The following is a 25064-nucleotide window of genomic DNA, read 5'->3' on the forward strand; positions in this document are numbered from 1 at the left end:
CCTCCGGCACCCGCACCTGGGCACTGCGTACAGTAAGGGAATGACGCCGGCCCCGGAGACTCCCGATCCCACCGACCTTCTCGGCATCGACTCCCTCCTCTCCGCCGGGGAGGTGGCGCTGCGGGGCAGGGTCCGCGCCTTCGTCGACGCGGAGATCCGGCCAAACATCGCCCGGTGGTACGACACCGGGGAGTTTCCGCTCGACATCGTTGCGCCGATGGCCGACCTTGGGCTGCTCGGCATGCACATCGAGGGCTACGGCTGTGCGGGACGCAGCGCCGTCGAGTACGGGCTGGCGGCCCTCGAGGTCGAGGCCGGCGACTCGGGCCTGCGCACCTTCCTCAGCGTCCAGGGTTCCCTGGCCATGGGCGCCATCGTCCGGCACGGCTCCGAGGAGCAGAAGAACCAGTGGCTTCCCCGCATGGCCGCAGGCAGCGTGATCGGCTGCTTCGCGCTCACCGAACCCGGCGGCGGATCCGACCCGGCGAGCATGCTGACCAACGCCCGCCGGGACGGCGGCGACTGGGTGCTCAACGGAACCAAGCGCTGGATCGGGCTGGCGAGCATCGCTCAGGTGGCCGTGGTGTGGGCGCAGACCGACGACGGCATCCGCGGCTTCCTCGTGCCCACCGACACCCCGGGATTCCGGGCCACCGAGATTCCCCAAAAGCTCTCAATGCGCGCCTCCATCCAGTGCGACGTCGAACTGACGGACGTCCGGCTGCCAGCCGAGGCACTGCTGCCCGCCGCCCGGGGCCTCCGGGGCCCGTTCGAATGCCTCAACGACGCGCGGTACGGCATCGCGTGGGGTGCAATGGGGGCGGCGCGCGACAGCTACCTGGCGGCGCTTAACTACTCCCGGGAGCGGCTGCAGTTCGGCAAGCCGCTGGCCGCCTACCAGCTCACCCAGGAGAAGCTCGTGAACATGGCCCTTGAGATCACCAAGGGAACCCTGCTGGCGCTGCAGCTCGGGCGGCTTCGCGACGCCGGAGCCCTGAAGCCGCACCAGATCTCGGTGGGAAAACTCAACAATGTCCGGGAGGCCCTTGCCGTCGCCCGGGAGGCCCGCGCCATCCTCGGCGGCAACGGCATCACGCTCGACCATTCACCGCTGCGCCACGCCAACAACCTCGAGAGCGTGCGCACCTACGAGGGCACCGACGAAGTCCACACGCTGATCCTGGGCCAGCACCTCACCGGCATCCCGGCCTTCCGGTAGGCAGGCCCGTCTTCCGCCGGACAGGCCTCCCAGTCTGGCGGACGGCAGATCAGCCTCCGGCCGCCGCCGTCGTGCCCTTTCCCGCCCACTCCAGCAGCCGGTCGAGAGGCCAGGTGGTGATGATCCGCTCTGCGGGCACGCCGTTCCGTTCGGCCCGCTCCGCCCCGTACTGAAGGTAGTCCAGCTGGCCGGGTGCGTGGGCGTCGCTGTCGATGCTGAAGAGGCATCCCGCGTCGAGCGCGAGCCGGATGAGCCGGTCCGGTGGGTCCTGGCGCTCAAGCCGGGAATTGATCTCCACGGCCACGTCGTTCTCGGCGCAGGCGGCGAAGACCCGCGCCGCGTCGAACTCCGATTCGGGACGGGTGCCCCTCGAGCCCTGCACGAGGCGCCCGGTGCAGTGACCGAGCACGTTCGTCTGCGGGTTGGCGATTGCCCCGAGCATCCGCCGGGTCATGGTGCCGCGGTCGGAGCGGAGCTTGGAGTGCACGCTCGCCACCACGATGTCGAGCCCCTCGAGCACCTCCGGCGCCTGGTCGAGGCCGCCGTCCTCGAGGATGTCAACCTCGATGCCGGTGAGCAGGCGGAACCCGTCGCTGCCGTCATTGACGGCCGCCACGACGTCGAGCTGGTTCCTAAGCCGCTCGGTGCTCAGCCCGTTCGCGATGGTGAGGCCCGGCGAGTGGTCCGTCAGGGCGAGGTACTCCCGGCCGAGCAGGCGGGCCGCCGCAACCATCACCTCGATGGGCGATCCGCCGTCGGACCATTCACTGTGGCTGTGCAGGTCGCCGCGCAGGGCGGCGCTGATTTCCGCGCCGCCTTCGGCGAGCGGCCTGGTGCCGCGCTCGCGCAGGCCCGCCAGATAGTTGGGAACGCCGCCCTCGACGGCCTCCCGGATCACCTCGAAGGTCCGCTCCCCGATCCCCTTGGTCCGCTTCAGCCGCCCATTGCCGATGCGTTCGGCCAGCTCGTCGCGGCTGAGCCCGGCGATGACCGCGGCCGCTTTGCGGAAGGCCTGAACCTTGAAGGAGGGAGCGGATTCCCGCTCAAGCCAGAAAGCGATCTCGTTGAGCGCATCGGTGGCATCCATGGCAACATCCTGCACCACGCCCCCGGGCGCGGTCTGCCACCGGGCGGACGCAATCCCTGCCGCCGGGGCAGGGCGCGGGCCGGATCGTTGCACTGGGGTCCTTCCCACTCAGGATAGAAAAAACCCGTTGACACTGTAACGGGGATCACGCATTATCAAGTAAACAATTGTTTACTGCGGAGCAACCAGGCTGGGGGCTGGGGTGCGCTGCCTTCCCAGGGATGGCTATGGAAAAGGTAACCCTCGACGAGATTGAACGCGCAGCGGAGCGGCTCGTCGACGCTTTCGCCGCAACCGATACTGCCCGTTATTTCGCCGCGTTCGCCGAGGATGCGACCTTCGTCTTCCATACCGAGGCCCGCCGCCTTGAGAACCGCGCCGCCTACGAGTCGCTGTGGAACAGCTGGCTGGAGGACGGCTGGCGGGTGGTCTCCTGCACCAGCAGCAATCCGCGCATCCAGCTTCTCGGTCCCACCGCCGTCTTCACCCACGACGTCGAAACGGTCACCCGGACAGGGGACGGACCCGGAGAGACCACCCGCGAGCGCGAGACCATCGTCTTCCACCGCTCGGGCGGATCCGTCACGGCCGTCCATGAGCACCTTTCCTCCCTGCCCGCCGACTCACCCCTTCCGGAAGCGAGCTAGCCCCATGGCGACCGAGCAGCCCACCCAGTCCAGGACCTCCGCGTACACCCGGCTGTCGAATCACCTCGAGAAGAACTCCGAGGGTTACGGCCCGCTCCGGGGCACCCTCGACACAGGCCGCATCGGGATGATCTGGCTTGCCGCCAACCTGGTGGTGACGACCCTGCTGACCGGAACGCTGTTCGTCCCCGGCGTCAGCTGGCCCCTGGCCGTCGGCATGATTCTGCTCGGAACGCTCATCGGCGGAGCGGTCCTGGTGCTGATCGGCAACATGGGAACCCGGACCGGGCTGCCCACCATGTCCCTGACCAAGGGCTCGTTCGGGCTGCGCGGTTCCTTCCTGCCGGTGGCGGCGAACGTCATCATCCTGATGGGCTGGAGCTGGGTCCAGGCGATGCTGGCCGGAGTGACGGTGAACTTCCTCGTGGAGCAGGCCACCGGCTTCTCCAACCCCGTCCTGTTTTCCGTGCTCTGCCAGCTCCTCGTAGTGTGCCTGGCGATCTTCGGCCACGCGGGCATCGCCCGGGTTGAACCGTGGCTGGCGCTGGTGATCCTCGCCTTCATGGGCTTCATCTTCGTCTCGGCCTTCACCACCTTCACGCCGTCCGACTTTCTGACCACCCCGGTTGACCCGGAGGCCGGCTGGTCGGGGGTCGCGGTGCTCGACGTGGTGATCGCGACGGCGATCTCCTGGACGGTGCTCTCGGCGGAGTTCAACCGCCTGGCGAAGTCCTCGACGGCGGGAATCGTTGGCTCAGCGATCGGTTACACCCTCTCCACCGTCCTCGCCATGACGCTGGGAGCCACGGCGATCGCCTACGTCGTCCTCAACGGCGGCGAAGCGGTGCCGTTTGACCCCACAGTCATCGTCGCGGCCTTCGGGGCCCCGCTGGCCATCGTCATCTTCCTCTCGGTCATGGCCACCAACACCATGGTTGTCTACGGCATGGTGTCGTCGGTCGTGAACATGGCGCCCTCGCGCCGGGTCACCTTCCTGCCCACCGCCCTGGTCCTTGGCGTGATCTCGATCCTCGGCTCCACCTGGCTGGCGCTGCTGAACCAGTTCACTTCCTTCCTGGTGCTGATCAGCTCCTTGTTCATCCCGGTGTTCGCGGTGATGATCGTTGATTACTACCTCGTGCGCCGGCGCCACTACGGCACGGACATCCTCCGCGCCAACGGGGGCGACTACTGGTTTTCCAAGGGAGTCAATATCGCCGCCGTCGTCGTGTGGGCGGTCGGTGCGGCGTTGTCCCTGATCCTCACCTACTCCCTGTCGAGCCCGATCGGCGCCACCATCCCGACCTTCGTTCTCTCGGCCCTGCTGTACCTGGGCCTCGCGGCGGTCACTGGCCGGATGGAACGGGGAACTCCCATCGATAAGCACCTCCTCGACCTGGTCCCGTCCCAGGAGCAGGAGCCCCGTGCGGGTCGTTGATCTCTCGCAGCCTGTGGTCACCGGCATGCAGGTGTACCCGGGCGACCCGGAGGTCACCCTGACTCCAGTGGCCACACTGGCCGAGGACGGCTTCCAGGTCGCGAGCGTGCACGCCGGCACCCACACCGGCACCCACATCGACGCGCCGCTCCACTCCATCGCCGGCGGCGCCCCGGTGGACCGGATCGCCGTGGAACGGCTGGTGGCCACGGCGAGGATCGTGAGATGCCCAGGCCTGAAACCCCATCAGCACCTGCGGTGGGCCGACGTCGAGGCCGGGCTCCGGGGGCTCCAGTCCGGCTCCATCGTGCTCTTCGAGACCGGGTGGTCGCAACACTTCGGCACCGCGGACTACCTCGCGCACCCGGTCCTCTCCCCCGAGATCGCCGAAGCGCTCCTGGCCGCCGGGGTCTCGGTGGTCGGCGTCGACACGCTCAACCCCGACCCGACCCTCGCCAACGGGGGCCGGCTGCCGTTCCACACGGCCTTCCTGGGCGCCGGCGGCGTGATCATCGAAAACCTCACGAACCTCGCGGCCGTCACCTGGGAGGATCCGCTGGTCTCGGCCCTGCCCCTGCCGCTGGCAGGCATGGACGGGTCGCCGGTGCGCGCGGTGGCTTTGGACCTGTCCGGACACTGAGGCCCCGGCCCGGTGGAATCAGGCCGGGAGGAAGCGGAAGGTCCCGGCGATGGCGTCGAAGAGGTCGAGCACCTCTTCCTCAAGCGCGAGGTTTGGGGACAGTCCGGTGATCAGGATGAACTCGTCGCCCGTTCCCGGAACCGGAACGAAGGTGTGGGAGACCAGGACGCGCACGCGCTGGGCATCGGTCGCCTGCACCTCCTCCTGCCCGCAGACGCGGGTCGCCACCGTCCCGTCCGCCAGCCGGACGGCGGTGACCGTGCGCGGCGGGAGGTCGGCCGCGTTCCCCGCGCCGCGTCCGCCGCCGAGCGCCGCCGACATCGCCGGTGTGGTGAAGGTGGCCGGATCCGGCGCCGTGACCGCGAACAGCATCACCTGCCCGACGAAGAAGCCGTCGTCGTACACGGTCGCCGTGCCGGCGCCCCACAGCGCCCCGGCCTTCCGTGCGGCCGACGTCACCCGCTTGGCGTGGGCGAAAAACTCGTCGATCTGGAGTCGCTCCTGCGCTGAATCCGCACCGGCCATCGCCGACCGCCATGCGGTCACCAACTGCTCGCGGGCGACGTCGAAGGTGGCCCAGTGCTCCGGCACGGCGACCGCGAAGCGGCCGGGGCGGGTGGGCAGATCAAAGCTTGGCATTAGGTCAACTTCCGCGTCGTGGTGCTGGGATTCGTCATTTCCGGTCCTGGTCGAGTGCCTCGGCGAGGTGGTTGTCGGTGTCCACGAAGGCTTTGGTGGCCTCCCGGATCTTGTCCCGGATCTTTTGGCCTTCGCCGATCAGCTGTTTCCGGCCGTCCGACCACCGGCGGTCGAACGTCCGTGCCGCGCCCATCACGTCGGGGGCGTTGCCCAGCATCTGTTCGAGGTCGAGCTGACGGGTGCCGTTCTCCAGCAGGGATAGAACATTGTCGAGGTCCCTGGCAGCCTCCTCGAGCTCTTCCAGGGGCACCGTGATGTGTGTCATTGGGATTTCCCTTTCGTGGGTCGGGCGTCGGGGCCCGCGGGGTGAAGTCGGGTCATCGGCCGACCCGTCCGATGCCGCCCGGGCCCTTGGTGATGGGTTCGGTCCGGTTGGTCGGGCTTCCTGCGGCGAGGCCAGCCTGGCCTCCTGTGGCTTCCTGGCCCACGAGTTGCCCTCCGTGCTTCTCAGAGTTCTGGCGCTCGGTGACCAGGACCTTGGTTCCGCCGTCGGCGCCGACCGAGACGCCGATGACGGTGCTGTTGGCCGCCTTGTCCACGGTGGAAGGGCCGGGGACCGGGTTCGCGGGCGCCGCAGGTGCGGGCGCCGGGGCCGGAGCCGGAGGCGGAGCGGGGGCCGGAGCGGGGGCCGGAGCGGGAGCGGGGGCCGGAGCCGGAGCGGGGGCCGGAGCCGGAGCGGGGGCCGGAGCCGGAGCGGGGGCCGGAGGCGGAGCGGGGGCCGGAGCCGGAGCCGGAGCCGGAACCGGAGCAGGGGCCGGAGTGCCGGTTACAGGGCTCGACGGCGCCGTCTGAAACTCCGACTCATTGGAAGGCGCAGGAGACGCAGGGCGCGACGGACCCGGCGTGCCGGTTACAGGGCTCGACGGCGCCGTCTGGAAATCCGACTCCGTGGAGGACGCCGGCGAGCCAGGACGCGACGGGGCGGGCGATCCCGGTGCTGGCTGGACCTCGGGCGTGGCGGGCCGGGACGGCGCCGGGGTGGTGACAGGCGTGGCGGCCGCCGGTGCGGGGGCTGGGGCAGTGGCAGATGCAGGGGTAGGGGCAGGGGTAGGGGCAGGGCCAGGGGCAGGGGCAGGGGCAGGGGCAGGGGTAGGGGCAGGGGCAGGGGTAGGGGCAGGGGCAGGGGCAGGGCCAGGGGCAGGGGTAGGGGCAGGGGCAGGGGCAGGGCCAGGGGCAGGGGCAGGGGCAGGGGCAGGGCCAGGGGCAGGGGCAGGGGCAGGGGCAGGGCCAGGGGCAGGGGCTGGGGCTGGGGCTGGGGCTGGGGCTGGGGCTGGGGCTGGAGCAGAGGTAGGCGCAGGCGCCGCCTCTCCGGGCGGCGCGCTCCTCGTCGCCGGCGGAGTGGAAGAGCCCGTCTTGCCGAAGACCGAGTTGAGCCCCGGGCCGAAGCGGGTGGCCAGCGCCCCGCCGGCGCCACCGGCAAAGCCACCGGCGAGCGCACCGCTGAAGATCACCGCGGCGTTGAACGGTGTGCCGTCCTTGGCGTTGATCGCACCACCGATCGAGTTGATTACAGCTCCCGGCACGAAACCTTCGGTTGACCCCAGCAGGGCCTTCTTGAGCACCGGCGAGTTGCGGAGGAAGTCTCCGGTCGAGCGGAGGCCGGGCCCGATGGGGCCAGGCAGCGACGTCAGGAACCGGCCTGCACTGGAGGTCGCGCTGCCCACCTTCGCCCCTATCGAAGGGATCAGGCGGATGGCGGCCATGCCTCCGCCGAATCCGAGGGTCAGGAATCCGACCACGAGCGCGCCGACGTCGAGCTTGCCCGTGGCCAGGGTATTGAACGCTGTGAGAAGCCCGAAGGTGAGCGCCCCCAGGGCGAATCCGACGATGGGGAAGAAGATGCTGACGATGCCGACCACGATGCCCAGGATGATCTGGAGTACGGGGTTGTTCTTGAACCATTCGAGGAACTTCTGGAACAGGCTGCGGGCGGGCACCACGGTGACGTGCTCGAGCTCGTCGCGCAGTTTCCCAGCGGCCTGCTCGCGCAGTGCCTTGGCGTCGGCGGCCAGCCTCCGGGCTCCGGTGAGCACGCCGCGTGCGTCGTCGATCTGTGCTCCGCGCTGCTGGGCTGCACGGCGGTCATCGGCGCTGGCGTCCGGGGCGGGCTGGGGCGGAGCTTCCGCCGCCAGGGTCGCGACGGGCAGCGCCTGGTCCATGGCGCGGTCGATCTCGCCCTGGGTCTCGGAAAGCGTCCGGGCGTAGGCCGAGTAGGCCTCCGCCGCCTCCCGGAAGGACGTCGCCGCCTTGCGCAGCTTCTCCGGATACTTCGTGCCGACCACCTCCCTCAGCTTCTCCATCGCCTCTCCGCGCCCCTCGGTCACTTCCTGGCTGGTGAGGACGTCGGCTGCGGCGGCGGCGTCGTCGCCCAGGCTGGTGTACGTGGGGACGAGCTTCCCCAGCAGGGCCTCGGGGTCCCCGGGGGCGGGGTCGGCGTCGAGGCCCAATACCTCGAAGCCATTGACATGACGGCGTGGCATCTATGTGTCCTCTCTTGTAGTACCGGCCGGGCCGGCAGGCGGAAAAGCGGGAATCGGTTCGGGGGTGGTTGGCGCGTTGGTTTCGGGAACCTGCACGGCGATGAGCTGCCCGTCGCCAAGATGAAGGAGGCCCCGCCCGGAGGTCGTCGGGGTGCCCACGACGCCGCGGCCGAGCCGAACGCCGATCAGTTCGCCGTCGGCGATCGACTGCGGGGCCAAAAGCAGCCCCTGCCGGTTCCGCCTCGCGAGGGCGACCCATCCCCCGATCGCGTTGCCGAGGGCCTCTGCGTTGCCTCCTGCGAGGACCGCCCAGCCCTCCCCGGCGGCGCCGCGCGCCAGAGCCTGGACATCCGCGGAGAAGTTGTTGGAAAGCACCATCTCCGCGTCGTCGATGATCAGCATCCCGCGCTCCTGGGGAACCTGGGAGAGGGCCTGGCGGAGGTCTGCTGACGAGGTTTCCGGATCGACGAGCACCGCCGCCACGCCTGGGTGTCCCTCCAGGGCGCGCAGCGGGCTGCGCCGGGGCGCGATGACCACGATGCCGTCGCCGCGCCGCAGCGCCTCCAGGGCCATGGTGAGCAGCGCCGTGCTGCGGCCGCTCTTGGGCGGCCCGGCGACAAGGAAGGTGGGCGTATCACCGAGGTCGGGACCGAGCGGGACCAGGTCGTCGCCGCCCAGGCCGACCAGGATCCGGTCGGGCGTAAGAGCCGTGGCGGCCCGCGCACCGGCCTCCGCGTAGCTGATGCGGTCGGGCAGGGCTCGAAGCGGACGCGGGCGCATCCCGTCCGGGACATTCCGGTCGCGTTCCCGCAGGCGGGACCCCAGCTGCTCGAGGGCCAGTGCCTGGGCGGCACCGCTGACCTCTTCGGCACCCTGGAGCGCCGGGAGGACGCCGATCTGGACCTCTCCACCGTCCCTCGGGCGCAGGGCGCGGCCCGGCGGCATGTTCTCGGGCACGGCCTTTGGGCGGATCCCCACCATCGACCAGTCGGCGGAGTCGTTGAGCCGGAGGACGAGTTTCTCCTCGGTGGTGCCGGCATAGCGGCTCGAGGCAAGCGAACGGTCTCCGGCGAGGACGAGGTGCAGCCCGACGGCGGTTCCGTCACGCAGGATGGTGGTGAGGCGCTCGAGGAGAGACCCGTTGTCGTAGTTGGCGTATTCGCGGTCGAACACTTCGAATCGGTCGACCAGGACGACAAGGTGGGGCGGCCGCTCCTCCTCGGGCAGCTGGCTGCGGAGTTCGTGGAGGTCGGAGACGCCGCGGGCGCCGAGCATCCGCTGGCGGGAGTGGAGTTCGTCGGTCAGCCGCGTGATCAGGCGTCCGAGCCGTTCCGGGGAGCGGTGGTCGATCACCGCCCCGACGTGCGGCAGGTCGGTCAGCGCGTTGAGCGCGCCGGTCCCGCAGTCGATCCCGTAGAGGTGGGCGTCCTTCGTGCTCACGGCCGTGGCGATGGCCGCGGCGAGCGTCCGAAGGGCCTGGGAGCGTCCGCTTTGCGGCGCACCGATCAGGTGGAGGTGCCCCATGGTGTCGAGGTCGAACTGCAGCGGCAGCTGCTGCTGGAGCTGCGGATCGTCGATGAGGCCCCAGACCGCCGGGGCGAGGGAGGCATCGGTGCGTCCGGCTCCCCGGGAAGGGGCCGCGGTGTCCCCTGCCAGTTCGATCCGCTGGGGAAGGGGCGGCAGCCACGGCCGGGACGGCGGAGCGATCCCCAGCTGGCCGGCGGCCCGCGTCAGCGCGTCGGCGAGGAACGCCATGTCGGTGGTCAGTTCACCGGCCGACGACGGGTCGGCGCCACCGGAGGCCCCGCCAGCCCCCGCTGTGGCCGCGGAGGCCCCACCCGTCCCCGCGGTGCCCGCGGAGGCCCCGGGGTGGCCGACCCCCGGGGCGGGGGGAGCCAGCGGAGGAATGCCGTCACCCAGTTCCGCCCAGGGAACCCTTCCGACCGCGGCTGCCGCCACCGCGGCGGCACCGGCCGGGCGGGCCGAGGCCCGGCGACCGCCCACGCGGGCGGCCTGGAACGGCAGGAGGACCGCGGCGCTCATCCGAGCGAAGGCCCGTCCCGGAGTGGACGGCGAGAGGGTTGCACTGTCCGGGGCATCGATGATGTCGCGGCTTTCCGAGGCGTCGGTGGTGCGCAGGGCGATGCGCAGGGTCGTGTTGGCGCGGATGTCGGCCGAGACCGCCCCGGAGGGGCGCTGGGTCGCCAGGATGAGGTGAAGTCCGAGCGACCGGCCCCGCTGGGCGAGGTTGACCATGCCGCTGACGAAGTCGGGAAGCTCGCGGACCATTGACGCGAATTCGTCGATCACGATGACCAGGCGCGGCAGGGCGGGAAGGGAAGGGTCGACGCTGCGCCGGTCAAGGTAGTCCGGGAGGTCCTTGGCCCCGGCGTCGGCCAGCAGGTGTTCGCGCCGGCGCAGCTCCGAGTTGAGGGAGGTCAGGGCCCGCTCGACGAGGTGGGTGTCGAGGTCGGTGACCATGCCGACGGTGTGCGGCAGGTCGGCGCATTCGGCGAAGGCGCTGCCGCCCTTGTAGTCGACGAGGACAAAGTTCATCTCGTCGGGCCGGTTCGCCACGGCGAGCGATGCAACGAGGCTCTGGAGCAGTTCCGATTTTCCGGAGCCCGTCGTCCCGGCCACGAGGCCGTGGGGGCCGTCCCGTTCGAGGTCGACGACGAAGGCACCGTCGAGCCCTACCCCGAGCCGGGCCTGGGTGCTCCGGGCCGAGAGCAGCCACCGTCCGGCGACCTCGTCGGCGACTGAGTCTGACAGGCCAAGCAGGTCGACGAGCCGGACGGCCTTGGGCAGCACAGTGCCGTCGCTGTCGCCGACGGCGCGCAGGGGCGCCAGGCTGCGTGCCACCGTCTCATACCAGGCGGGGCGGGGCGCGTCGGCGCGGATCGTCTGGGCGGTTCCGTCCGCGCCGAGCACCTCGCCGCGGCCGTCCTCGCCTACCGATAGAACGACCGAGCACTCCTCGGGCAGCCGCTCCGCCTCGCGGTCGATGCAGAGGAAAAAGACGCCGACGCCCGGTCCCTCGCGGAGCAGGGTGACGATACCGGGCAGGAAGCGCAGGCGCCGGGCCCCGTCGAGCACGACAAGGATCCGGTTTTCGTCGGTGGCAGGGTCCTGCGCACCGGTCCGGGCCGCCTGGCGTGCCTCAACGAGCTGAACGAGTTCGGCCACCCGACGGGCGGTGGAGTCGGCGGTGGTTCCGAGGTGGAATGCTCCGGGCTGTCCCTCGCGCCGCACGTGCGGCAGCCAGCGGGTCCAGTCCCATGTGGGTGCGGAATCGGGTTTGCCGCCCGTCAGGATGTAGAGGTCGAGGTCGTTGGGGCTGTGAAGGACCGCGGCCTCGGCCACGAGCCAGCATGCCGGGTCGGATCCGCCGGCGATCCCGGTGACACCGGCCGCCTGCAGGTCCACCGTCACCGGCACCTCGGCCAGGCGGGGCGAGGTCGCCCGCCGGTGCTCGTCCTCGTTGGCGTCCTCGACAAGGATGCTTGAGGGCACGCTTCCGGTTCCGGCGCGCAGGACGAGGAAGTCGATGTCGGAGCGCCGCCGCTCCCAGAGCCGGTCGGTGGGCGTTGCCGCCATTGCGAGCAGCGCCGCGGGGTCGGGGTGCACCGAGCGGAGGATGCGCTGTTCGAGGAGCACCGCCGCGGATATGTCCTCTCCGATCCGTTCGGTGGTCTCCCGGTAGTCGGTGACCCGCCGCTCATGGTCCTGCAGCTGGCTCTTGCGGTTGCCGCTGCGGCTCAGCAGGGCGGCGACCGGGGACAGCAGGCCGAACAGGATGAACCGCCAGTTGCCGGTGATGACCACCGTCAGCAGCGAGGCCACAATGGGAATCAGCACCAGGGGCAGCAGCGGGATGGCGTTGCGGGGAGGCTCCCCGGGCTTGCGGGGAAGCCGGAACCGGGTGGCCGGCGGAGTGTGGCGCAGCCGCGGCGGCCGGTTGAACTCGCGTCCCAGGCCGTCGTCGGCCACGCTGACCGAGGCGACGCGCAGCGTGCGGGAAGCGACGTCGAGCAGCAGCCCGTCGATGGAGAGCAGGGTGCCCTGGTCCCATGCCGCCTCGGCACCGGGTGCCAGCGGATCCCCCGAAAGTTCGACGCCGGTGGTGCGTGCGGATACCCGGGCAGCGCCGGAGGCCTGAACGATGATGGAGGCAGCGATGTCGCTGCCTCCCGGAGTTCGGATGAGGGAGTGCTGCCCGGAGCCCACGTCGTAGTGGCCGGCCGCGAGCCGGTAGGTGACCCCGGCGTCCTGCCCACCGACGATCCGGACCTCGACGAGGCCGGGAGAGGTGGCCTCGTCGGGCGCGGGGCCTCCAAGGCCGAGGGCGATGCCGTCGTAAAGACCGGCACCGGCCAGGGTCTGGACGGGATCGAGCATCGACCCGCCCGCGAAGAGTGGGCCCTGGGAAGGGCCTCCAAGCTCCTCGGCCATCGCCGCTGTGAGGCTTCCCACCGGCGTCGTCGGATCGGCGTCCACCTCAAGCGGGATGGGGACAACCGAGGACGGCTGGAAGGCGGTGACGGCGAAGCGCATGGAGTCTCTCTGTCGGGGCGGGTCGGTGCGGATCGGGAGGCCGGTCAGCGGCTGAGGGTTGCACCCAGCTGGTTGTCGGTCTCGTTAAAGGCCTGGCCCACGTTGCGGACGTACTGGCCGATGCCTTCGAGGCTCTGGTTGACCTGGTCGAAGCCCCGGGCGAACTCCTCGAAGAACGGCTGGAAGCGCTGCTGGGCCGCTGGGGTCCGGTAGCCCTCGGCCAGCAGACCGTCGATCTTGCTGCGGACCACGGTGAGCTTGGCCTGCAGTTCGGCGAAGTGGTTCATCATTTCGCTTGAGGTGCTTTCGGTGGCCTCGCTGTCGACGTCGAACTTGGGCATTGGTTTCTCCTTCGGTTGGGCCGGGGGTCCGGTTGGTGTCGGTCACCTAGTACACGGGGGCCATCCGGATCCGGTTCAACGCCGGACCGGTTTGATGTGGAAAGGGCTCACGAGCCGGTGGCCGTCAGCGTCCGGCCGAGGATGGGAACGGTGAGCATGCCGTCCCGGGAGACGCTCCACCGCCAGTGAGCGCCGCGCAGGGGACCCGGGTACACCGCAAGCCAGCCGCTGCCCGGCGCCGAGCAGCGGGCCACGACGTCGTCGAGTTCCTGCCGGGACCGGCCCGGCTGGATCAGCAGCACCCCGGTCAGCTGCTGGAGGATCGAGGTGCTGGTGATGAGGCCGGCCCGCCCGGGGCTGTGAAGCGGTGGCGGGTGGAGCCCGAACCGGTCGAGGTCGTCAACGGTGGTGACGGACGCCGAGCGGGGAAGATCGGAGGGACCAAGGGACAGGAGAACGAGCTGCGGCGCGGCCATGCCGAGCTGGGTCACTACGGAGCGGGCGATGTCGAGGGCGAGCGCGGGGTCCCCCCCGATGCCCAGGGCTCCGCGGCACTGGGCGAAGTCGAGGAAGACCTGCTCGGCGGGGTCCCCGCCGACGCGGGCGACGGCGGGTGAGCCCGGTCCGGTAGCGGCCGGAAGGGGCCGGGTGCCGGGGTGCCCCGGCAGCGGATCCTCCGGAGAGTCCCCGGAGGATCCGAGCACCGCGGCTCCCCCGGCGCGCACGGTGACCGCCACCGGCGGGGGAAGGGAGGTGAAGCTGCTGAAGGCGGCCGCCGCGGCGGCAGCTGCGGCCGCGTCCTGCCGCCAGAGGTCGAGCAGCTCGGAGCGGCGGCGCAGCGAAGCACGACGCCGCCAGCCGGCCACCACCCAGGCGCGCGCGGCCCGGATCAGGGCGCGGAGCCGGCGCAGGCGCAGCCGGATGCGGCGGCGCAGCACGATCGCCGTCGTCAGCACCGCCACGCCAAGGCCACCCACGACGGCGAGCACGATCGGCCACCGGAGGCGGTCCAGGAGGGCGTTGGATGCTCCATTATCCGCAGCGTCCCCTGCCGCTCGCTCCGCTTCACCGCCGGACTGATTGGCCGCGTTTCCGGAGCCCGCTTCGCCACCGGGTTCATCGGCGGCGTCCCCGGTGTCCGCTGCCGCCCCGCCGGACCCGGTGGAGGCGTTCCCGGGGTCGTCCAGCAGCGCTGCGCGGACGTCGGGGCCCTGCGCGTCGTCGGGCAGGATGAGGATCCAGCCGGCCTTCAGGGCCACCGGGTCGATCAGCGCAGACCCGTCGGACTGGCGGCGGCCCGCGTTGAGGTCGAAGATCTCCTGCGCCCGGCCGGGGTCCCCGAGGGTGCGTCCGGCGACCTGACCGAGGGAGTCAGGAGCGCCGCCGTTCTGGCCGGCGGCGCGGACGATGGCGACCTTGACCTCCCGTCCCCGATCCTGGTCCTGGCCCTGGTCCTGTGCCGGAAGGGAGGCTCCCGCCGCCGGAGGCAGGCTTCCCAGCACCGGAGGCCCTCCGGTGACGACGGCGGTGAGCACGGCCAGCTGGGCGAGGCGGAGGGCAGCGGTGCGGGAGCGTCTCAGGGCGCGCGGAAACCCGTTAGGTGTTGTCACGACCTCCACACGTAAAGGACGGGTGGGCGGTTCAACGCCCGGCGGACCGGTTTTCGGTCAGCGGTCCTGCAGGGCGTCCAGTGCCACCGCCATGGCGGCCGCGACCCTGCCGTCGAGGCGTGCGCCCGGCACCGTGACGTCGTACCGGTCCCGCAGCGAACGTCCCCGCTCGGAGGTCATCACCACCTGACCGGAGGCATCGACGAAGTCGAAGTGGAACACGAATGGTGCGGGCAGGGCCTCGGTGAGCGGTACCAGCTCCCAGAGACGGCGCGCGATGGCCACCCCGGCGCTGCGTTCACTTCCCACGGCCTGCACCCCCGGGGCGTCGAGGTGCCAGGTGGAGCGCAGCAGCGACTTGCCAAAGTCCTTCCGGAAGCTGCCGATCGGGGCACCGGCGGCGTCGAGGACGTCGTAGGTGGCACCGAGGTCGAAGCGCTGCCTTGCCTTGAAGGAGAAGATCGGGGTCTTCCGCGACTCGTCGGCGTAGAAGGTCACCTGTTCCTTGAAGGCCGCCCGCTTCTGCTGGGCGACGGCGAGCAGCCCGGCCGGCTGCCCGTTCCCATCGACGGCACGGATTTCGTAGCGGTTCACCATCAGGGTGATTTTCTGCGCAACGGCGAAGCGTTCGGTGCCCTGCAATGCGTCCATGCTTGTTCTCCTTGGAGGTCTCTGGGGGACTGGCTTGGTGGAGATCGGTGCTGCGTCCTGCGGTCAGCATACCCACAGGCACGACGCAGGTGCGCCCGGACCGGATGCCTCGTCCGCCTCCTGAAGTGCCGCCCCGCCCGTCGGCGGGCCGTGCTTCAACGGGCCCTTCTTCAGCATGCTCTCCTTCAACGGGCCGACGCCCTGGGGGCGTCGGGGGACGGCGTGCCGAACCAGCGCAGCAGCTGTGCGTCGAGGCCCGGCTGGTCCGCGCCGGCCCAGGCTACGTGCCCGTCCGGCCGGATCAGCACGGCCGGTGCGTCAAGTTCGTCGCTGCCATCCAGCACCCGGTCCGCGACACCGTCCACCCGGTCCTCCCAGCCGCGGACGGACAGCCTTCCGGTCCGGTCGAGCAGCAGGCCGTGCCCTCCGTGCATCAGCCCGTACAGCCGCCCCCGCTCCAGGGGCAGGTCACGGAGCCGCCTGCCGACTAGGTCCGGTCCGGCCCCGAAGTCGTACCGGATCCCAATGGCCGTGATCTTTCCGACCAGGAAGCGGCTCACCACGTCGAAGTCCATCAGTTCAGTCAGCAACCGGCGGACGGCCTGCGGGCCGGGCCCTGGGGACATCAGCTCGCTCTGCGCGCGGGTGTTGTTGAGGACATCGGCGGCCACCGGGTGCCGCTCGGCGTGGTAACTGTCCAGCAGGCCGGCCGGTGCCCACCCCTGGAGTTCGGCGGCCAGCTTCCAACCAAGGTTGAACGCATCCTGGATACCGAGGTTCAGTCCCTGACCGCCGAGCGGAGGATGGACGTGCGCGGCGTCGCCCGCCAGGAACACCCGTCCGACCCGGTAGTGCTCGGCCTGGCGGGTGGCATCACCGAACCGGGAGAGCCAGCGGGGCGAGTGGACACCGAAGTCGGTGCCGGCGATGGCCCGCAGCTGGCGTTTCACCTCCCCAAGCGTTGGAGGTACCGCCCGGTCCTCGGTGACGCCGGCGGCGGGGACGACGACGCTGTGCAGGCCGTTTCCCGCCGGGCCGACCCCGAACCCCTTCTGGGTTCTGCGGACCTTCTCCACGACGGCCTTCACTTCCTCCGCCGGGGCAGTCAGTTCCATCTCGCCCCGAAGCCATTCGTTACCGGCCGGCTCCCCCGGAAAAGCGACACCGAGCAGCTTGCGGACCCGGCTGTGGCCGCCGTCGCAGCCAACGAGGTAACGTGCGCGCAGCTGCGTTCCGTCGGTGAGGTCCACCATCACGCTTCCGGGGTCCTGCTGCAGGCCGGCCACCTCCCTGCCGCGCCGGATATCGGCGCCGAGGCCGGCCGCATGCTCGGCGAGCAGGCGGTCGGTGACCGGCTGCGGGATGCCGAGAACGTAGCCGTGGGCGGTGTCCAGGTGTTCGGGCCACGGTCTGTCGATCCCTGCGAAGTGGCCGGCGCCCGGATACTGCCGGCCGTGGGCGAGGAAACGGTCGAGCAGCCCGCGCTGGGCCAGGATCTCGATACTGCGGGCATGCAGGCCGAGGGAGCGGACCTGCGTGGTCGGTTCGGCGTCTTTCTCGAGCACCACGACATCCACACCGTGGAGCCGCAGTTCACCCGCCAGCATCATCCCGGTCGGTCCACCGCCGGCGATGATTACATCGATCATGAGGTCCCCTTCAGCAATTGGCGCGGCGGCCGGCGTCCCTACGCCGTTCGAAATCGCACGCCCTGTCGTCCGGCCGCAGTTCGCTATTGTGCCCGTGGGAGGGGGCCTTGAGGCAAGATCCCCCCGGCGCTGTATTCTGAAGGCGGCAGGGAGATGACGATCTCGCTGCCTTTTGTGTAAGAACCTCCGGCGTCCGCTGCGGACGGAGTGCTGAGTAGGATGAGGAAATGACTGGCACTCCTCGACGCGCGTCCTCCCCGTCCGGGCACGCCGGCCCCCAGCGGGCGGCCCGATGACCGACCTGCAGGCCCTCTGGGCCGGCCCCGAGTGGCGCAGCCAGGCCGAGCAGTGGATTCAGCTGGTGCTCGAAAGTTTCTCAGTCCGGCAGACCGGGCCCATCGAGCAGCCCCGCATCCGGTTCTGGTCCACCCAGCTCACCGTGCCGACGGACCTGGGCGTGCTGTGGTTCAAGGAGAACAATCCCGGGCAGCTCGCCGAGGCCTCGGTGGTCGCGGCCCTGGCCGAGCTGGTGCCGGACCACGTGGTGAAGCCCCTCGCGGTGGAACCCAGCCGCGGCTGGATGATCACTCCCGACCACGGGGCCACCCTCGCGTCCTTGAGGTCCAGCGACTACCAGCTGTGGGCCCGGGTCCTGACCGACTTCGCGGACCTCCAGAAAGCGCTTCTTCCGCATGCCGACCGGCTCACCGCCGCCGGGCTGGTGAACATGAACCCGGAGGTGGCGGCGAACTTCGTGGAGAACCAGCTGCTGCTCCACACCGGACTGCCCCCCGAACATCCGATGTTCCTTTCGCATCAGGGCGCCGACCACGTACTGGCCCAGCTGCCCCGGATCCGGGCCGCGGTGGAGACCCTGCGCGCCCTCGGCGTTCCGCTCTCGCTCGACCACAACGACCTCCACCCGCGCAATGCGTTCCTTCCCGGCTCGAGCACCGAACCGCTGCGCTTCTTCGACTTCGCCGACGCGTACTGGGCCCACCCGTTCAGTGCCCTGCTCGTGCCGATCACCCTCATGTGCGAGCAGTGGGCGACGACGCCGGCGGATCCCCGCGTCCGGCTGGCGGTGGGGGCCTACCTCGAGCAGTGGACCGACTTCGCGCCGCTTCCCGCCCTGCAGGCATCCCTCGACTCCGCGCTTTACCTTGGGCGGGTCCACCGCTACGGAGCGTGGCTGCGGCTCCTCGTCTATGCCGATGACGCCTCGATGAGCACCTACGGCCCGGGTGCGCTTGGATACCTTGCTGACCTGACCACGCCGATCCTGTCGGCGTGAACCGGCGGTCCTGTGACAAAACCGGCGGGTTCCGGCTAGGGTCGGGGCACACCGTCGAACCGTAGACAGGGGTATGCAGCATGAAGAACAAGATCGTCTTCGCAGCAGGAGTGGCTGCCGGATACGTCCTCGGCACGCGGGCAGGCCGGGAGAGCTATGAGGTGCTTAAGGCCCGGGCGGAAAGCCTGTGGAACAACCCCCGCGTCCAGGAGAGGGTCTCCGAGGCCTCCGGGGTCCTCAAGGACAAGCTGCCTGCAGTCCAGGAGCAGGCGGGCGGCGCCGTGAAGAAGGCCCAGGACGCGCTCTCCGGCGTGCTGAACAAGGATGCCAGGCACGAGGGCGGCGCCGGCCGCCATGCCGACGTCACCGGCCCAAGCGGCGGAAAACCCGGCGTCGTGGCCGATCCTCCCTTCGAGAACCAGTCCGACGCCACGAGGCCCGACCTCACTCCCTGATGCCGCCGCGGAGGGGAGCCGCCGAACGGCAGGAGGACGGCCGCGGAGAGAGCACCAACCAGCGCCTCGACCGGAACTGGCTCGAGCTGCTCCAGGAGCTGCGGGTCATGCAGACCGGCATCCAGATCCTCACCGGATTCCTGCTGACCCTGCCCTTTCAGGGCAGGTTCGATGAGCTCGACCGGTTCCAGGTCGTCGTCTACCTGGTCCTGGTCACGCTCTCGGCCATCATCACCGCCGTGGTGCTGAGCGCGGTGAACCTCCACCGCGTCCTCTTCGGCCTCCAGGTCAAGGCGGCGCTGGTCCGCAGCGGCGACCGCATCATGCGGGCCAGCATCGGCCTGACGGGTCTGGTCCTGTCCGGAACGGCGGGGTTCATCTTCGACATCGTCCTCGGCCGCGGGGCAGGTTTCCTCGTCACCGCCGGCCTCCTCGTCATCCTGGTGCTGCTGTGGGTCATCTATCCCCGGCTGGTGCGCAGCCGCGCCGTCGCCGGGCGGGCGGCGGGTCAGTCTGATGCGGCTGGCGGGTCAGTTTGAGCCGGCCGGCCCTGCGGCCATGACCCGCGCCGGTTCAGGACATCGGCCAGCTGGTCGGCGCGGTCGGAGACCAGGCCGTCGACGCCCTGGTCGAGGAGCCGTTCCATCGCTGCCGGTTCGTTGATGGTCCAGACGTGGACCTGGAGCCCGGCCTTCCGGCACCGCCGGACGTAGCCCGGCGTGACAACCGGGATCCTGCGGTAGCTCAGGGGAACCTGCACGGCGTCCACCCGTGCCACCCGGCGCAGCGGCCCGGTCAGCCCGAGGTGGCCGCCGAGGCGGATCAGCCCGTTCACGGCCATGCCCGCCGAGGATGCCGTCCGTGCCTCGAGACGCCGCAGCACCCTGAGCCTGCGGAAGTCCGAAAACGAGGCGACGAGCACCCGATCGTGGGCGCGGAGCCGATTGATGAGGTCCGCGAACGGTTTCACCGACCCCTCGTCCTTGATGTCGATGTTCAACCGCATCTCCGGCCACCGGAGCAGGACCTCCTCGAGGGTGGGGATCGGCTCTCCGCCCCGGATCCTCACCCCGGCCAGTTCCGCGCGGGTCCGGGCGGCGATCGGGCCGCGGGCATCGGTGACGCGGTCGAGGGTTTCGTCGTGGAAGACCATCACCACCCCGTCCCGGGTGCTCCGCACGTCGATCTCGAGGTACCCGAATCCCAGCCGGGCCGCATCGGCGAAAGCGGACAGCGAGTTCTCGGCGCCGGCCGGGGAGAAACCTCGGTGGGAGAACCCCAGCGGGCGCTGCCTGCCGTCAGGGCCCGTGTTCTGGAAGTAGGCGAGCGTCATGGGTGCAACCCTACTGCGCCACCCATTCCCTGATCAGGCGGTCCGGAGCGCCTCCAGGCGCAGTTCCAGGACCTGCGCTACGCCGTCGTCCTCGAAGGCCGGGGCCAGGAGGTTGGCTGCGGCAAGGGCGTCAGGGTGGCCCGAAGACATGGCGTAGCCCGATCCGGCCCACTTCAGCATCTGGATGTCGTTGGGCATATCGCCGAAGGCGACGACGTCCTCCGCCGCGATGCCCAGCCCCTCCGCGTAGCGGGAGAGGGTCACGGCCTTGTTGATGCCGGGCACCGCCATCTCCAGCAGCGCGATGCTCGGCGCCGAGTGGGTGGTGGAGACCAGGTGCTCGACGGCGGGGGCGACGGTCCGCAGGAACTCATCGGGTGTCACCTCGCGCTCCCGGGCAAGGAATTTGATCACCTGTTCGCCGGGCAGCGACTCCTCGAACGGCAGGGCCTGCACGCCCCCGAGCAGTTCGGAGGTGCCGGGGTCGGCGAAACCCGACTCGATCTTGAAGCCGTTGATCGTTTCGGCGGCAAATCCCGCCGCCGGGTACAGCCCGCGGATGAGGTCGCGTGCCTCGAGAATGCTCCCGGTGTCGAGGAGATGGGCATTCAGGACGCGTTCGGCCCCCAGATCGTAGGTCACCGCTCCGTTCGAGCAGATGACCGTGCCCTGGTGCTGCAGCTGCTCCCGCAGCGGATCGAGCCAGCGCGGAGGCCGGCCGGTCACGAAGACCACCTCGACTCCGGCGGCCGCGCAGTCCTGGAAGGCCTGGACCGTCCGTTCGCTCATCCTGCCGTCGTGGCCGACGATCGTGCCGTCAAGGTCGCTCGCCACGAGGCGCATGCGTTACTCCTTCAAAAAAGATGGGACATCAACCCTACCCCCGCCCGGGCGGGTAACCGGAGCGGGCGCCAGTTGTCAGTGGTCGGTGAGTTCGTGCCGGGTGGGAGGGTTCGCTCCGGCCCGGGAGACGGTCACGGCCGCAGCGCGCGCCGCGTAGGCCAGGACGTCGGTGAGCTGCGCGGTCGTGATGCGCCGCAGGTCGCTGCGCCGGTGTGCCCCGTCGAACTCAAGGTCGACGAGGGCGCCGAGGAGGGCCGCCATGAAGGAATCTCCGGCACCCACGGTGTCCGTGACGCTGGTGACCGGCGCGGTGACCTCGGCGCTTCCGGCGGCGCAGATACCCCACGGCCCCTTCGAGCCGCGGGTGACAATCATCACCGACGGGCCAAGGGCCAGCCACTCCCGTGCCGATTCGAGGGCAGGGCGGCCCGGGTAGAGCCATTCGAGGTCCTCGTCCGAGGCCTTCACGACGTCGGACAGCGCCACGAACCGTTCGGCCTGGCTGCTGGCGAACCCGCGGTCCGCAATGATGCTTGGCCTGCAGTTGGGGTCATAGGAAATGGTGGCCAGCGGATGGGCCACCTCGACCAGGGCGAGCACGTCGTCGGCCCCGGGGGCCAGCATTGTGGCGATGGATCCGACATGCAGCAGAGTGGTTCCCTGCAGCAGCGCCTCCCGGCGCTCGAGGAGCCCGGGCAGCTCCCAGACGAGTTGGAACTGGTACGCCGCCCCGCCCGCGGGGTCGAGGCGGGCCGTTGCGACACTCGTGGGCTTAGAGTCGGGGCCGATCGGGAAAAGCACCGAATTGTCCGAAAGGTAGCTGCGGATCAGGTGCCCGTAGTCGTCATCGCCGTAACGCCCGATGAACTGCGCGGGGTGGCCCAGCCGGGCCAGGCCCACCGCGACGTTCATGGGGCTTCCCCCCACATGCACGCGGGGCGGGGCGGTGTCGCTGACGACTTCGTCGATGAGGGTTTCCCCGATTACGGTGAGCACCAATTCAAACTACCAGTCCGGGCTGAACGCGCGCTTGGAATGACGCACACTCCCGGCTGGAGCTATCCGCCCGCCTGAACGGTTGTTTTTCCCGGCGGGGGCTTGCCCCGGAAGCGCCGGACACTGTAGACGATAAGGGCCAGGGCAATCAGGGAGGACAACACCATGCTGATGCCGGTGGCCGAACCCCCGAAGAGCCACCACCTGGTTTCAAGGGGCCACCAGGCCGGCACCGCGGGCTGCACGGTCCAGACGACTCCGCACCCCATGACGGCAAAGGCGCAGAGGCAGCTCAGGGCGATGCGCGGGATGGTTTTGACGCCGATGGCTGCCGCGTGGAAGGCCCGTGCCTTCATGGGGTCAAGCCGCCGGCGCGCCCAGGCGTACTGCTGCGAGAGGATGGCGAGACCGCCGACGAGCATCAGCAGGCCGGGGCCGGGAAGGACAAGCGCTGCGCAACCAACAACCACGCAGGTCCAGCCGGTCACTTCGATGCCGGTGCGCCGCACCCATCCATGCACCCTGATTTTTGCGGCCATTAACACAGGATGACACACCATACTGAATGAATTCGACGGGCCGATCCCCCCATGGAGTGGAGAGCGCGGGAACAAAAGTTAAAGTACATTCGTTTGCATATAAACCTCCGGCCGGGGGTGAAGTTCTTCGAAGAGGGGTTTGACGGTGACGGCAAATACGAGCGGTTTGCACCATGTGACGGCGATTGCGGGGGACCCGCAGCGCAATGTCGACTTCTATATCCGTGGCCTCGGGCTGCGCCTGGTGAAGCGGACGGTGAACTTCGATGACCCGGGCACGTACCACCTCTACTACGGCGACGAATCCGGCCGTCCGGGCTCGCTGCTGACCTTCTTCCCCTGGAAGGGGGTTCCGGCGGGCAGGATCGGCGCCGGGCAGTCGACGACCACGGCATTCTCGGTGCCCCAGGGCACCCTGGGCTGGTGGAAAAGCCACTTTAAGAACCTCGGCGTCGAATCGCAGATTACCGGAAGCTCCTCGGCGGAGGAGCGCCTGTCGCTGAAGGATCCGGACGGGCTGCAGATCGACCTTGTGGCATCCTCCCTTGAGGATCCCCGCGACCCGTGGGACTCGGCGTCGGTCCCGGCACAGTACGCCGTGCGCGGACAGCACTCCTCGGTGCTGACGGTAGCCGACCCCGAGGGCACCCTGGCGACCCTGACCCAGGACCTCGGCCTGGGCATCCTCTCGGAGGGTGCGGACAGGTACCGCCTCTCGACCGGCGCCGGCGAGCCGGGCACGGTGGTCGACGTGATCGCCGACCCGCGCGCCGACCGCGGCCTGATCGCCGGGGGCACCGTGCACCACGTTGCCTTCCGCGTCCCGGACAAGGCCACCCAGGAGGCCTGGCGGGACGAGCTGACCTCCCGCGGGCACGCGGTGACCGAGATCCTCGACCGGCAGTACTTCACCTCGATCTACTTCCGCGAACCCGGCGGAACCCTGTTCGAGATCGCCACCGACACCCCGGGCTTCAATATCGACGAGCCGCTGCTTGAGCTGGGACGCGGACTGAAGCTGCCGCCGTGGCTCGAGCCCAGCCGCGAGGCCATCGCCGCCGCCGTGGCCCCGCTGGCCCTGCCCGAGGAAAACAACCCGGAGCTTCCCGGGCCCACCGGGGACGCCGCAATGGAGCCAACCGATGACTGAGACCCCGGCCGCCTCCACGCACCCCTGGCCCCACGTGTTCGAGCCCGGCGACCCCGGGACTCCGGTGCTGCTGCTCCTGCACGGCACCGGCGGCACCGAGCGCGACCTGCTCCCCCTGGCCCCGCGCCTGTCCCCGGGGGCCGGAATCCTCTCACCCCGCGGGCCGGTGAGCGAGAACGGCATGAACCGGTGGTTCCGCCGCCTGCGCGAGGGCGTGTTCGACACCGCCGACGTGGTCGCCCGGGCCGGGGAACTCGCGGGCTTCCTCGGCTGGGCCCGGGAGGCGTACGGCCTCGGGGACCGGCCGGTGACCGCGGTGGGCTTCTCCAACGGGGCCAATATCGCCCTCGCCACCGCGCTGCTCCACCCCGGGGAGCTGGACCGGGTGGTGGCCTTCTCGGGCATGTATCCCCTGGATACGCACCCCGTCGACGCCGACCTTGCCGGGACCCGCGTGGCACTGTTCAACGGCGCCGAGGACCCCATGGCGCCCCAGGACAGCGTGGAACGGCTCACCGGTGTCCTGCAGTCCCGCGGCGCCGACGTCGAGCGCGCCACCCACCCGGGAGGCCACGGAATCACCGCCGACGATCTCTCAGCCGCCGCGCTGTGGATCAGCCGGGTGGAGCCGTAAGGTGAAATCATGACTACACCGAGCAACTCAACCGCTTCCCTGTCCGCCAAGGCCACGGAGTTCCTCAACCTCCACCGGGCTCCGGAGATCCTGCAGGTCGTCAACGTGTGGGACGCCATCTCCGCCAAGACCATCACCGACGTTCCCGGAACCCGTGCGCTGGCCACGGCGGGCCACTCCATCGCGTCGAGCCTGGGCTACCAGGACGGCACCGTCCCGCTCGATCTCATGATCGATGCCATCTCGCGCGTTGCTGCGGCGACCGAGCTGCCCGTCAGCGCCGACCTCGACGCCGGGTACGGCGACGCGGGCGAGACCGTGCGGCGCGCGATCGGCGTGGGCATCATCGGTGCGAATATCGAGGACCGGATGGAGCCCCTGGCCGACTCCGCAGCAAAGATGGAGGCAGCGGTGAAGGCCGGCGAGACGGAGGGCATCCCCTTCGTGCTCAATGCCCGCACCGACGCGTTCGTCCGCGGCGCCGGCCGCGACCCGAAGGACGTCCTGGCCGAGGCCATCGAGCGCGGCAGGGCCTACCTCGAAGTCGGCGCGTCGACCGTCTTCGTCCCGGGCCTCTTCGACGAGGACACCGTGCGTGCCCTGGTCGAGGGGATCGGGCACAAGCGGGTGAGCGTGATCGGGATCCCGGGTTCGCTTCCTCCCGCCAGGCTCAAGGAGCTCGGCGTCGCCCGCATTTCCTACGGTCCCTGGACCCAGCGGGTCGCCCTGACCGCCCTCGCGGACACCGCGGCGGAGCTGCTTCGCGGCGGGTCGCTGCCCGAAGGAACCCGCCCGCTCAACTAGG

23 protein-coding genes are annotated in these 25064 nt (G+C 70.2%); 10 read left to right on the forward strand and 13 right to left on the reverse strand.

The genetic code is table 11. The features are described from left to right. Positions 1-40: 40 nt before the first annotated feature. The gene (locus tag GVV86_RS05805; protein WP_159617331.1) at positions 41-1219 is read left to right on the forward strand and encodes an acyl-CoA dehydrogenase family protein; all 1179 of its coding nucleotides are present in this window, start codon (positions 41-43) and stop codon (positions 1217-1219) included. A 49-nt stretch (positions 1220-1268) separates the two neighbouring features. On the opposite strand, the gene GVV86_RS05810 is transcribed toward GVV86_RS05805, so the two are convergent. Then, positions 1269-2306, reverse strand: coding sequence for a PHP domain-containing protein (locus GVV86_RS05810; RefSeq protein ID WP_159617332.1), 1038 nt, complete (start codon positions 2304-2306; stop codon positions 1269-1271). A gap of 227 nt (positions 2307-2533) precedes the next feature. On the opposite strand from GVV86_RS05810, the gene GVV86_RS05815 reads away from it, so the two are divergent. Genes GVV86_RS05815 through GVV86_RS05825 form a run of 3 tightly spaced genes read left to right on the forward strand, consistent with a single transcriptional unit; the run spans position 2534 to position 5031 of the window. Next, positions 2534-2953 (forward strand): YybH family protein, encoded by a 420-nt coding sequence (locus GVV86_RS05815; protein WP_159801966.1) that lies wholly within the window; start codon positions 2534-2536, stop codon positions 2951-2953. Between the two features lie 4 nt (positions 2954-2957). Beyond that, the gene (locus GVV86_RS05820; RefSeq protein WP_159801969.1) at positions 2958-4391 is read left to right on the forward strand and encodes a purine-cytosine permease family protein; all 1434 of its coding nucleotides are present in this window, start codon (positions 2958-2960) and stop codon (positions 4389-4391) included. Beyond that, complete coding sequence (locus tag GVV86_RS05825; RefSeq protein WP_159617335.1) at positions 4378-5031, forward strand: cyclase family protein; 654 nt, start codon at positions 4378-4380, stop codon at positions 5029-5031. Before GVV86_RS05820 ends, GVV86_RS05825 begins: the two co-directional genes overlap by 14 nt. A gap of 18 nt (positions 5032-5049) precedes the next feature. Here the strand turns inward: GVV86_RS05825 and GVV86_RS05830 are convergent, their stop codons facing one another. The 8 genes from GVV86_RS05830 to rox all read right to left on the reverse strand — a co-directional run bounded on the left by GVV86_RS05830 (position 5050) and on the right by rox (position 17015). Next, entirely contained in the window at positions 5050-5670 is a 621-nt protein-coding gene (locus tag GVV86_RS05830) for a hypothetical protein (protein ID WP_159617336.1), read from the reverse strand. Between the two features lie 34 nt (positions 5671-5704). After that, positions 5705-5995, reverse strand: coding sequence for a hypothetical protein (locus GVV86_RS05835; RefSeq protein ID WP_159617337.1), 291 nt, complete (start codon positions 5993-5995; stop codon positions 5705-5707). A 52-nt stretch (positions 5996-6047) separates the two neighbouring features. Beyond that, positions 6048-8210 carry a hypothetical protein gene (locus tag GVV86_RS18850; RefSeq protein ID WP_159801972.1) on the reverse strand — a complete coding sequence of 721 codons (2163 nt, stop codon included), beginning with the start codon at positions 8208-8210 and terminating at the stop codon, positions 6048-6050. Beyond that, positions 8211-12764: an FtsK/SpoIIIE domain-containing protein gene (locus GVV86_RS05845; RefSeq protein ID WP_159801975.1), complete on the reverse strand. Its 4554-nt coding sequence runs from the start codon at positions 12762-12764 to the stop codon at positions 8211-8213. Positions 12765-12808: 44 nt separating this feature from the next. Then, positions 12809-13105 carry a WXG100 family type VII secretion target gene (locus GVV86_RS05850; RefSeq protein ID WP_133404328.1) on the reverse strand — a complete coding sequence of 99 codons (297 nt, stop codon included), beginning with the start codon at positions 13103-13105 and terminating at the stop codon, positions 12809-12811. Positions 13106-13212: 107 nt separating this feature from the next. Beyond that, positions 13213-14715, reverse strand: coding sequence for a hypothetical protein (locus GVV86_RS05855; RefSeq protein WP_159801977.1), 1503 nt, complete (start codon positions 14713-14715; stop codon positions 13213-13215). Between the two features lie 57 nt (positions 14716-14772). Continuing rightward, complete coding sequence (locus tag GVV86_RS05860) at positions 14773-15366, reverse strand: LURP-one-related family protein (protein ID WP_159801980.1); 594 nt, start codon at positions 15364-15366, stop codon at positions 14773-14775. A gap of 185 nt (positions 15367-15551) precedes the next feature. Beyond that, positions 15552-17015 carry a rifampin monooxygenase gene (gene rox, locus GVV86_RS05865; protein WP_159617341.1) on the reverse strand — a complete coding sequence of 488 codons (1464 nt, stop codon included), beginning with the start codon at positions 17013-17015 and terminating at the stop codon, positions 15552-15554. A 292-nt stretch (positions 17016-17307) separates the two neighbouring features. Here rox and GVV86_RS05870 point away from each other — a divergent pair, with 292 nt between their 5' ends. From GVV86_RS05870 to GVV86_RS05880, 3 genes are all read left to right on the forward strand, one after another. Further along, positions 17308-18309: a phosphotransferase family protein gene (locus GVV86_RS05870; RefSeq protein ID WP_159617342.1), complete on the forward strand. Its 1002-nt coding sequence runs from the start codon at positions 17308-17310 to the stop codon at positions 18307-18309. An 80-nt stretch (positions 18310-18389) separates the two neighbouring features. Then, positions 18390-18764: a YtxH domain-containing protein gene (locus GVV86_RS05875; RefSeq protein ID WP_159617343.1), complete on the forward strand. Its 375-nt coding sequence runs from the start codon at positions 18390-18392 to the stop codon at positions 18762-18764. Then, a complete protein-coding gene (locus GVV86_RS05880) occupies positions 18764-19303 on the forward strand; it encodes a DUF6328 family protein (protein WP_159617344.1) in 540 nt (179 codons plus the stop codon). The genes GVV86_RS05875 and GVV86_RS05880 overlap by 1 nt, the downstream gene beginning before the upstream one ends. Here GVV86_RS05880 and GVV86_RS05885 read toward each other — a convergent pair. The 4 genes from GVV86_RS05885 to GVV86_RS05900 form a co-directional block, all read right to left on the reverse strand. After that, positions 19273-20097: a glycerophosphodiester phosphodiesterase family protein gene (locus GVV86_RS05885; protein WP_159617345.1), complete on the reverse strand. Its 825-nt coding sequence runs from the start codon at positions 20095-20097 to the stop codon at positions 19273-19275. The genes GVV86_RS05880 and GVV86_RS05885 overlap by 31 nt on opposite strands. A 33-nt stretch (positions 20098-20130) precedes the next feature. Continuing rightward, on the reverse strand, positions 20131-20940 hold the full coding sequence (locus tag GVV86_RS05890) for an HAD family hydrolase (RefSeq protein ID WP_159801983.1): 810 nt from the start codon (positions 20938-20940) through the stop codon (positions 20131-20133). A gap of 75 nt (positions 20941-21015) precedes the next feature. Continuing rightward, positions 21016-21936 carry a carbohydrate kinase family protein gene (locus GVV86_RS05895; RefSeq protein WP_159617347.1) on the reverse strand — a complete coding sequence of 307 codons (921 nt, stop codon included), beginning with the start codon at positions 21934-21936 and terminating at the stop codon, positions 21016-21018. A 62-nt stretch (positions 21937-21998) separates the two neighbouring features. Next, on the reverse strand, positions 21999-22475 hold the full coding sequence (locus GVV86_RS05900; protein WP_159617348.1) for a PGPGW domain-containing protein: 477 nt from the start codon (positions 22473-22475) through the stop codon (positions 21999-22001). A 145-nt stretch (positions 22476-22620) separates the two neighbouring features. Here GVV86_RS05900 and GVV86_RS05905 point away from each other — a divergent pair, with 145 nt between their 5' ends. The 3 genes from GVV86_RS05905 to GVV86_RS05915 are packed head-to-tail and all read left to right on the forward strand — an operon-like array spanning position 22621 to position 25063. Continuing rightward, positions 22621-23625 carry a ring-cleaving dioxygenase gene (locus tag GVV86_RS05905; protein WP_159801986.1) on the forward strand — a complete coding sequence of 335 codons (1005 nt, stop codon included), beginning with the start codon at positions 22621-22623 and terminating at the stop codon, positions 23623-23625. Beyond that, complete coding sequence (locus GVV86_RS05910) at positions 23618-24259, forward strand: alpha/beta hydrolase (RefSeq protein WP_159617350.1); 642 nt, start codon at positions 23618-23620, stop codon at positions 24257-24259. The genes GVV86_RS05905 and GVV86_RS05910 overlap by 8 nt, the downstream gene beginning before the upstream one ends. Before the next feature lie 9 nt (positions 24260-24268). After that, positions 24269-25063 carry an isocitrate lyase/PEP mutase family protein gene (locus GVV86_RS05915; RefSeq protein WP_159801989.1) on the forward strand — a complete coding sequence of 265 codons (795 nt, stop codon included), beginning with the start codon at positions 24269-24271 and terminating at the stop codon, positions 25061-25063. The last annotated feature ends 1 nt before the right edge of the window (position 25064 follow it).

The organism is Arthrobacter zhaoguopingii, from assembly GCF_009828595.1.
Classification (GTDB): domain Bacteria; phylum Actinomycetota; class Actinomycetes; order Actinomycetales; family Micrococcaceae; genus Arthrobacter_D; species Arthrobacter_D zhaoguopingii.

Coding starts and splice junctions, on each gene's coding strand:
- GVV86_RS18850 (WP_159801972.1), bottom strand. CDS start 8,210: ATGCCACGCCGTCATGTCAATGGCTTCGAGGTATTGGGCCTCGACGCC.
- GVV86_RS05845 (WP_159801975.1), bottom strand. CDS start 12,764: ATGCGCTTCGCCGTCACCGCCTTCCAGCCGTCCTCGGTTGTCCCCATC.
- GVV86_RS05885 (WP_159617345.1), bottom strand. CDS start 20,097: ATGACGCTCGCCTACTTCCAGAACACGGGCCCTGACGGCAGGCAGCGC.
- GVV86_RS05870 (WP_159617342.1), top strand. CDS start 17,308: ATGACCGACCTGCAGGCCCTCTGGGCCGGCCCCGAGTGGCGCAGCCAG.
- GVV86_RS05820 (WP_159801969.1), top strand. CDS start 2,958: ATGGCGACCGAGCAGCCCACCCAGTCCAGGACCTCCGCGTACACCCGG.
- GVV86_RS05815 (WP_159801966.1), top strand. CDS start 2,534: ATGGAAAAGGTAACCCTCGACGAGATTGAACGCGCAGCGGAGCGGCTC.
- GVV86_RS05810 (WP_159617332.1), bottom strand. CDS start 2,306: ATGGATGCCACCGATGCGCTCAACGAGATCGCTTTCTGGCTTGAGCGG.
- GVV86_RS05915 (WP_159801989.1), top strand. CDS start 24,269: ATGACTACACCGAGCAACTCAACCGCTTCCCTGTCCGCCAAGGCCACG.
- GVV86_RS05850 (WP_133404328.1), bottom strand. CDS start 13,105: ATGCCCAAGTTCGACGTCGACAGCGAGGCCACCGAAAGCACCTCAAGC.
- GVV86_RS05880 (WP_159617344.1), top strand. CDS start 18,764: ATGCCGCCGCGGAGGGGAGCCGCCGAACGGCAGGAGGACGGCCGCGGA.
- GVV86_RS05900 (WP_159617348.1), bottom strand. CDS start 22,475: ATGGCCGCAAAAATCAGGGTGCATGGATGGGTGCGGCGCACCGGCATC.
- GVV86_RS05860 (WP_159801980.1), bottom strand. CDS start 15,366: ATGGACGCATTGCAGGGCACCGAACGCTTCGCCGTTGCGCAGAAAATC.
- GVV86_RS05835 (WP_159617337.1), bottom strand. CDS start 5,995: ATGACACACATCACGGTGCCCCTGGAAGAGCTCGAGGAGGCTGCCAGG.
- GVV86_RS05805 (WP_159617331.1), top strand. CDS start 41: ATGACGCCGGCCCCGGAGACTCCCGATCCCACCGACCTTCTCGGCATC.
- rox (WP_159617341.1), bottom strand. CDS start 17,015: ATGATCGATGTAATCATCGCCGGCGGTGGACCGACCGGGATGATGCTG.
- GVV86_RS05890 (WP_159801983.1), bottom strand. CDS start 20,940: ATGCGCCTCGTGGCGAGCGACCTTGACGGCACGATCGTCGGCCACGAC.
- GVV86_RS05830 (WP_159617336.1), bottom strand. CDS start 5,670: ATGCCAAGCTTTGATCTGCCCACCCGCCCCGGCCGCTTCGCGGTCGCC.
- GVV86_RS05875 (WP_159617343.1), top strand. CDS start 18,390: ATGAAGAACAAGATCGTCTTCGCAGCAGGAGTGGCTGCCGGATACGTC.
- GVV86_RS05910 (WP_159617350.1), top strand. CDS start 23,618: ATGACTGAGACCCCGGCCGCCTCCACGCACCCCTGGCCCCACGTGTTC.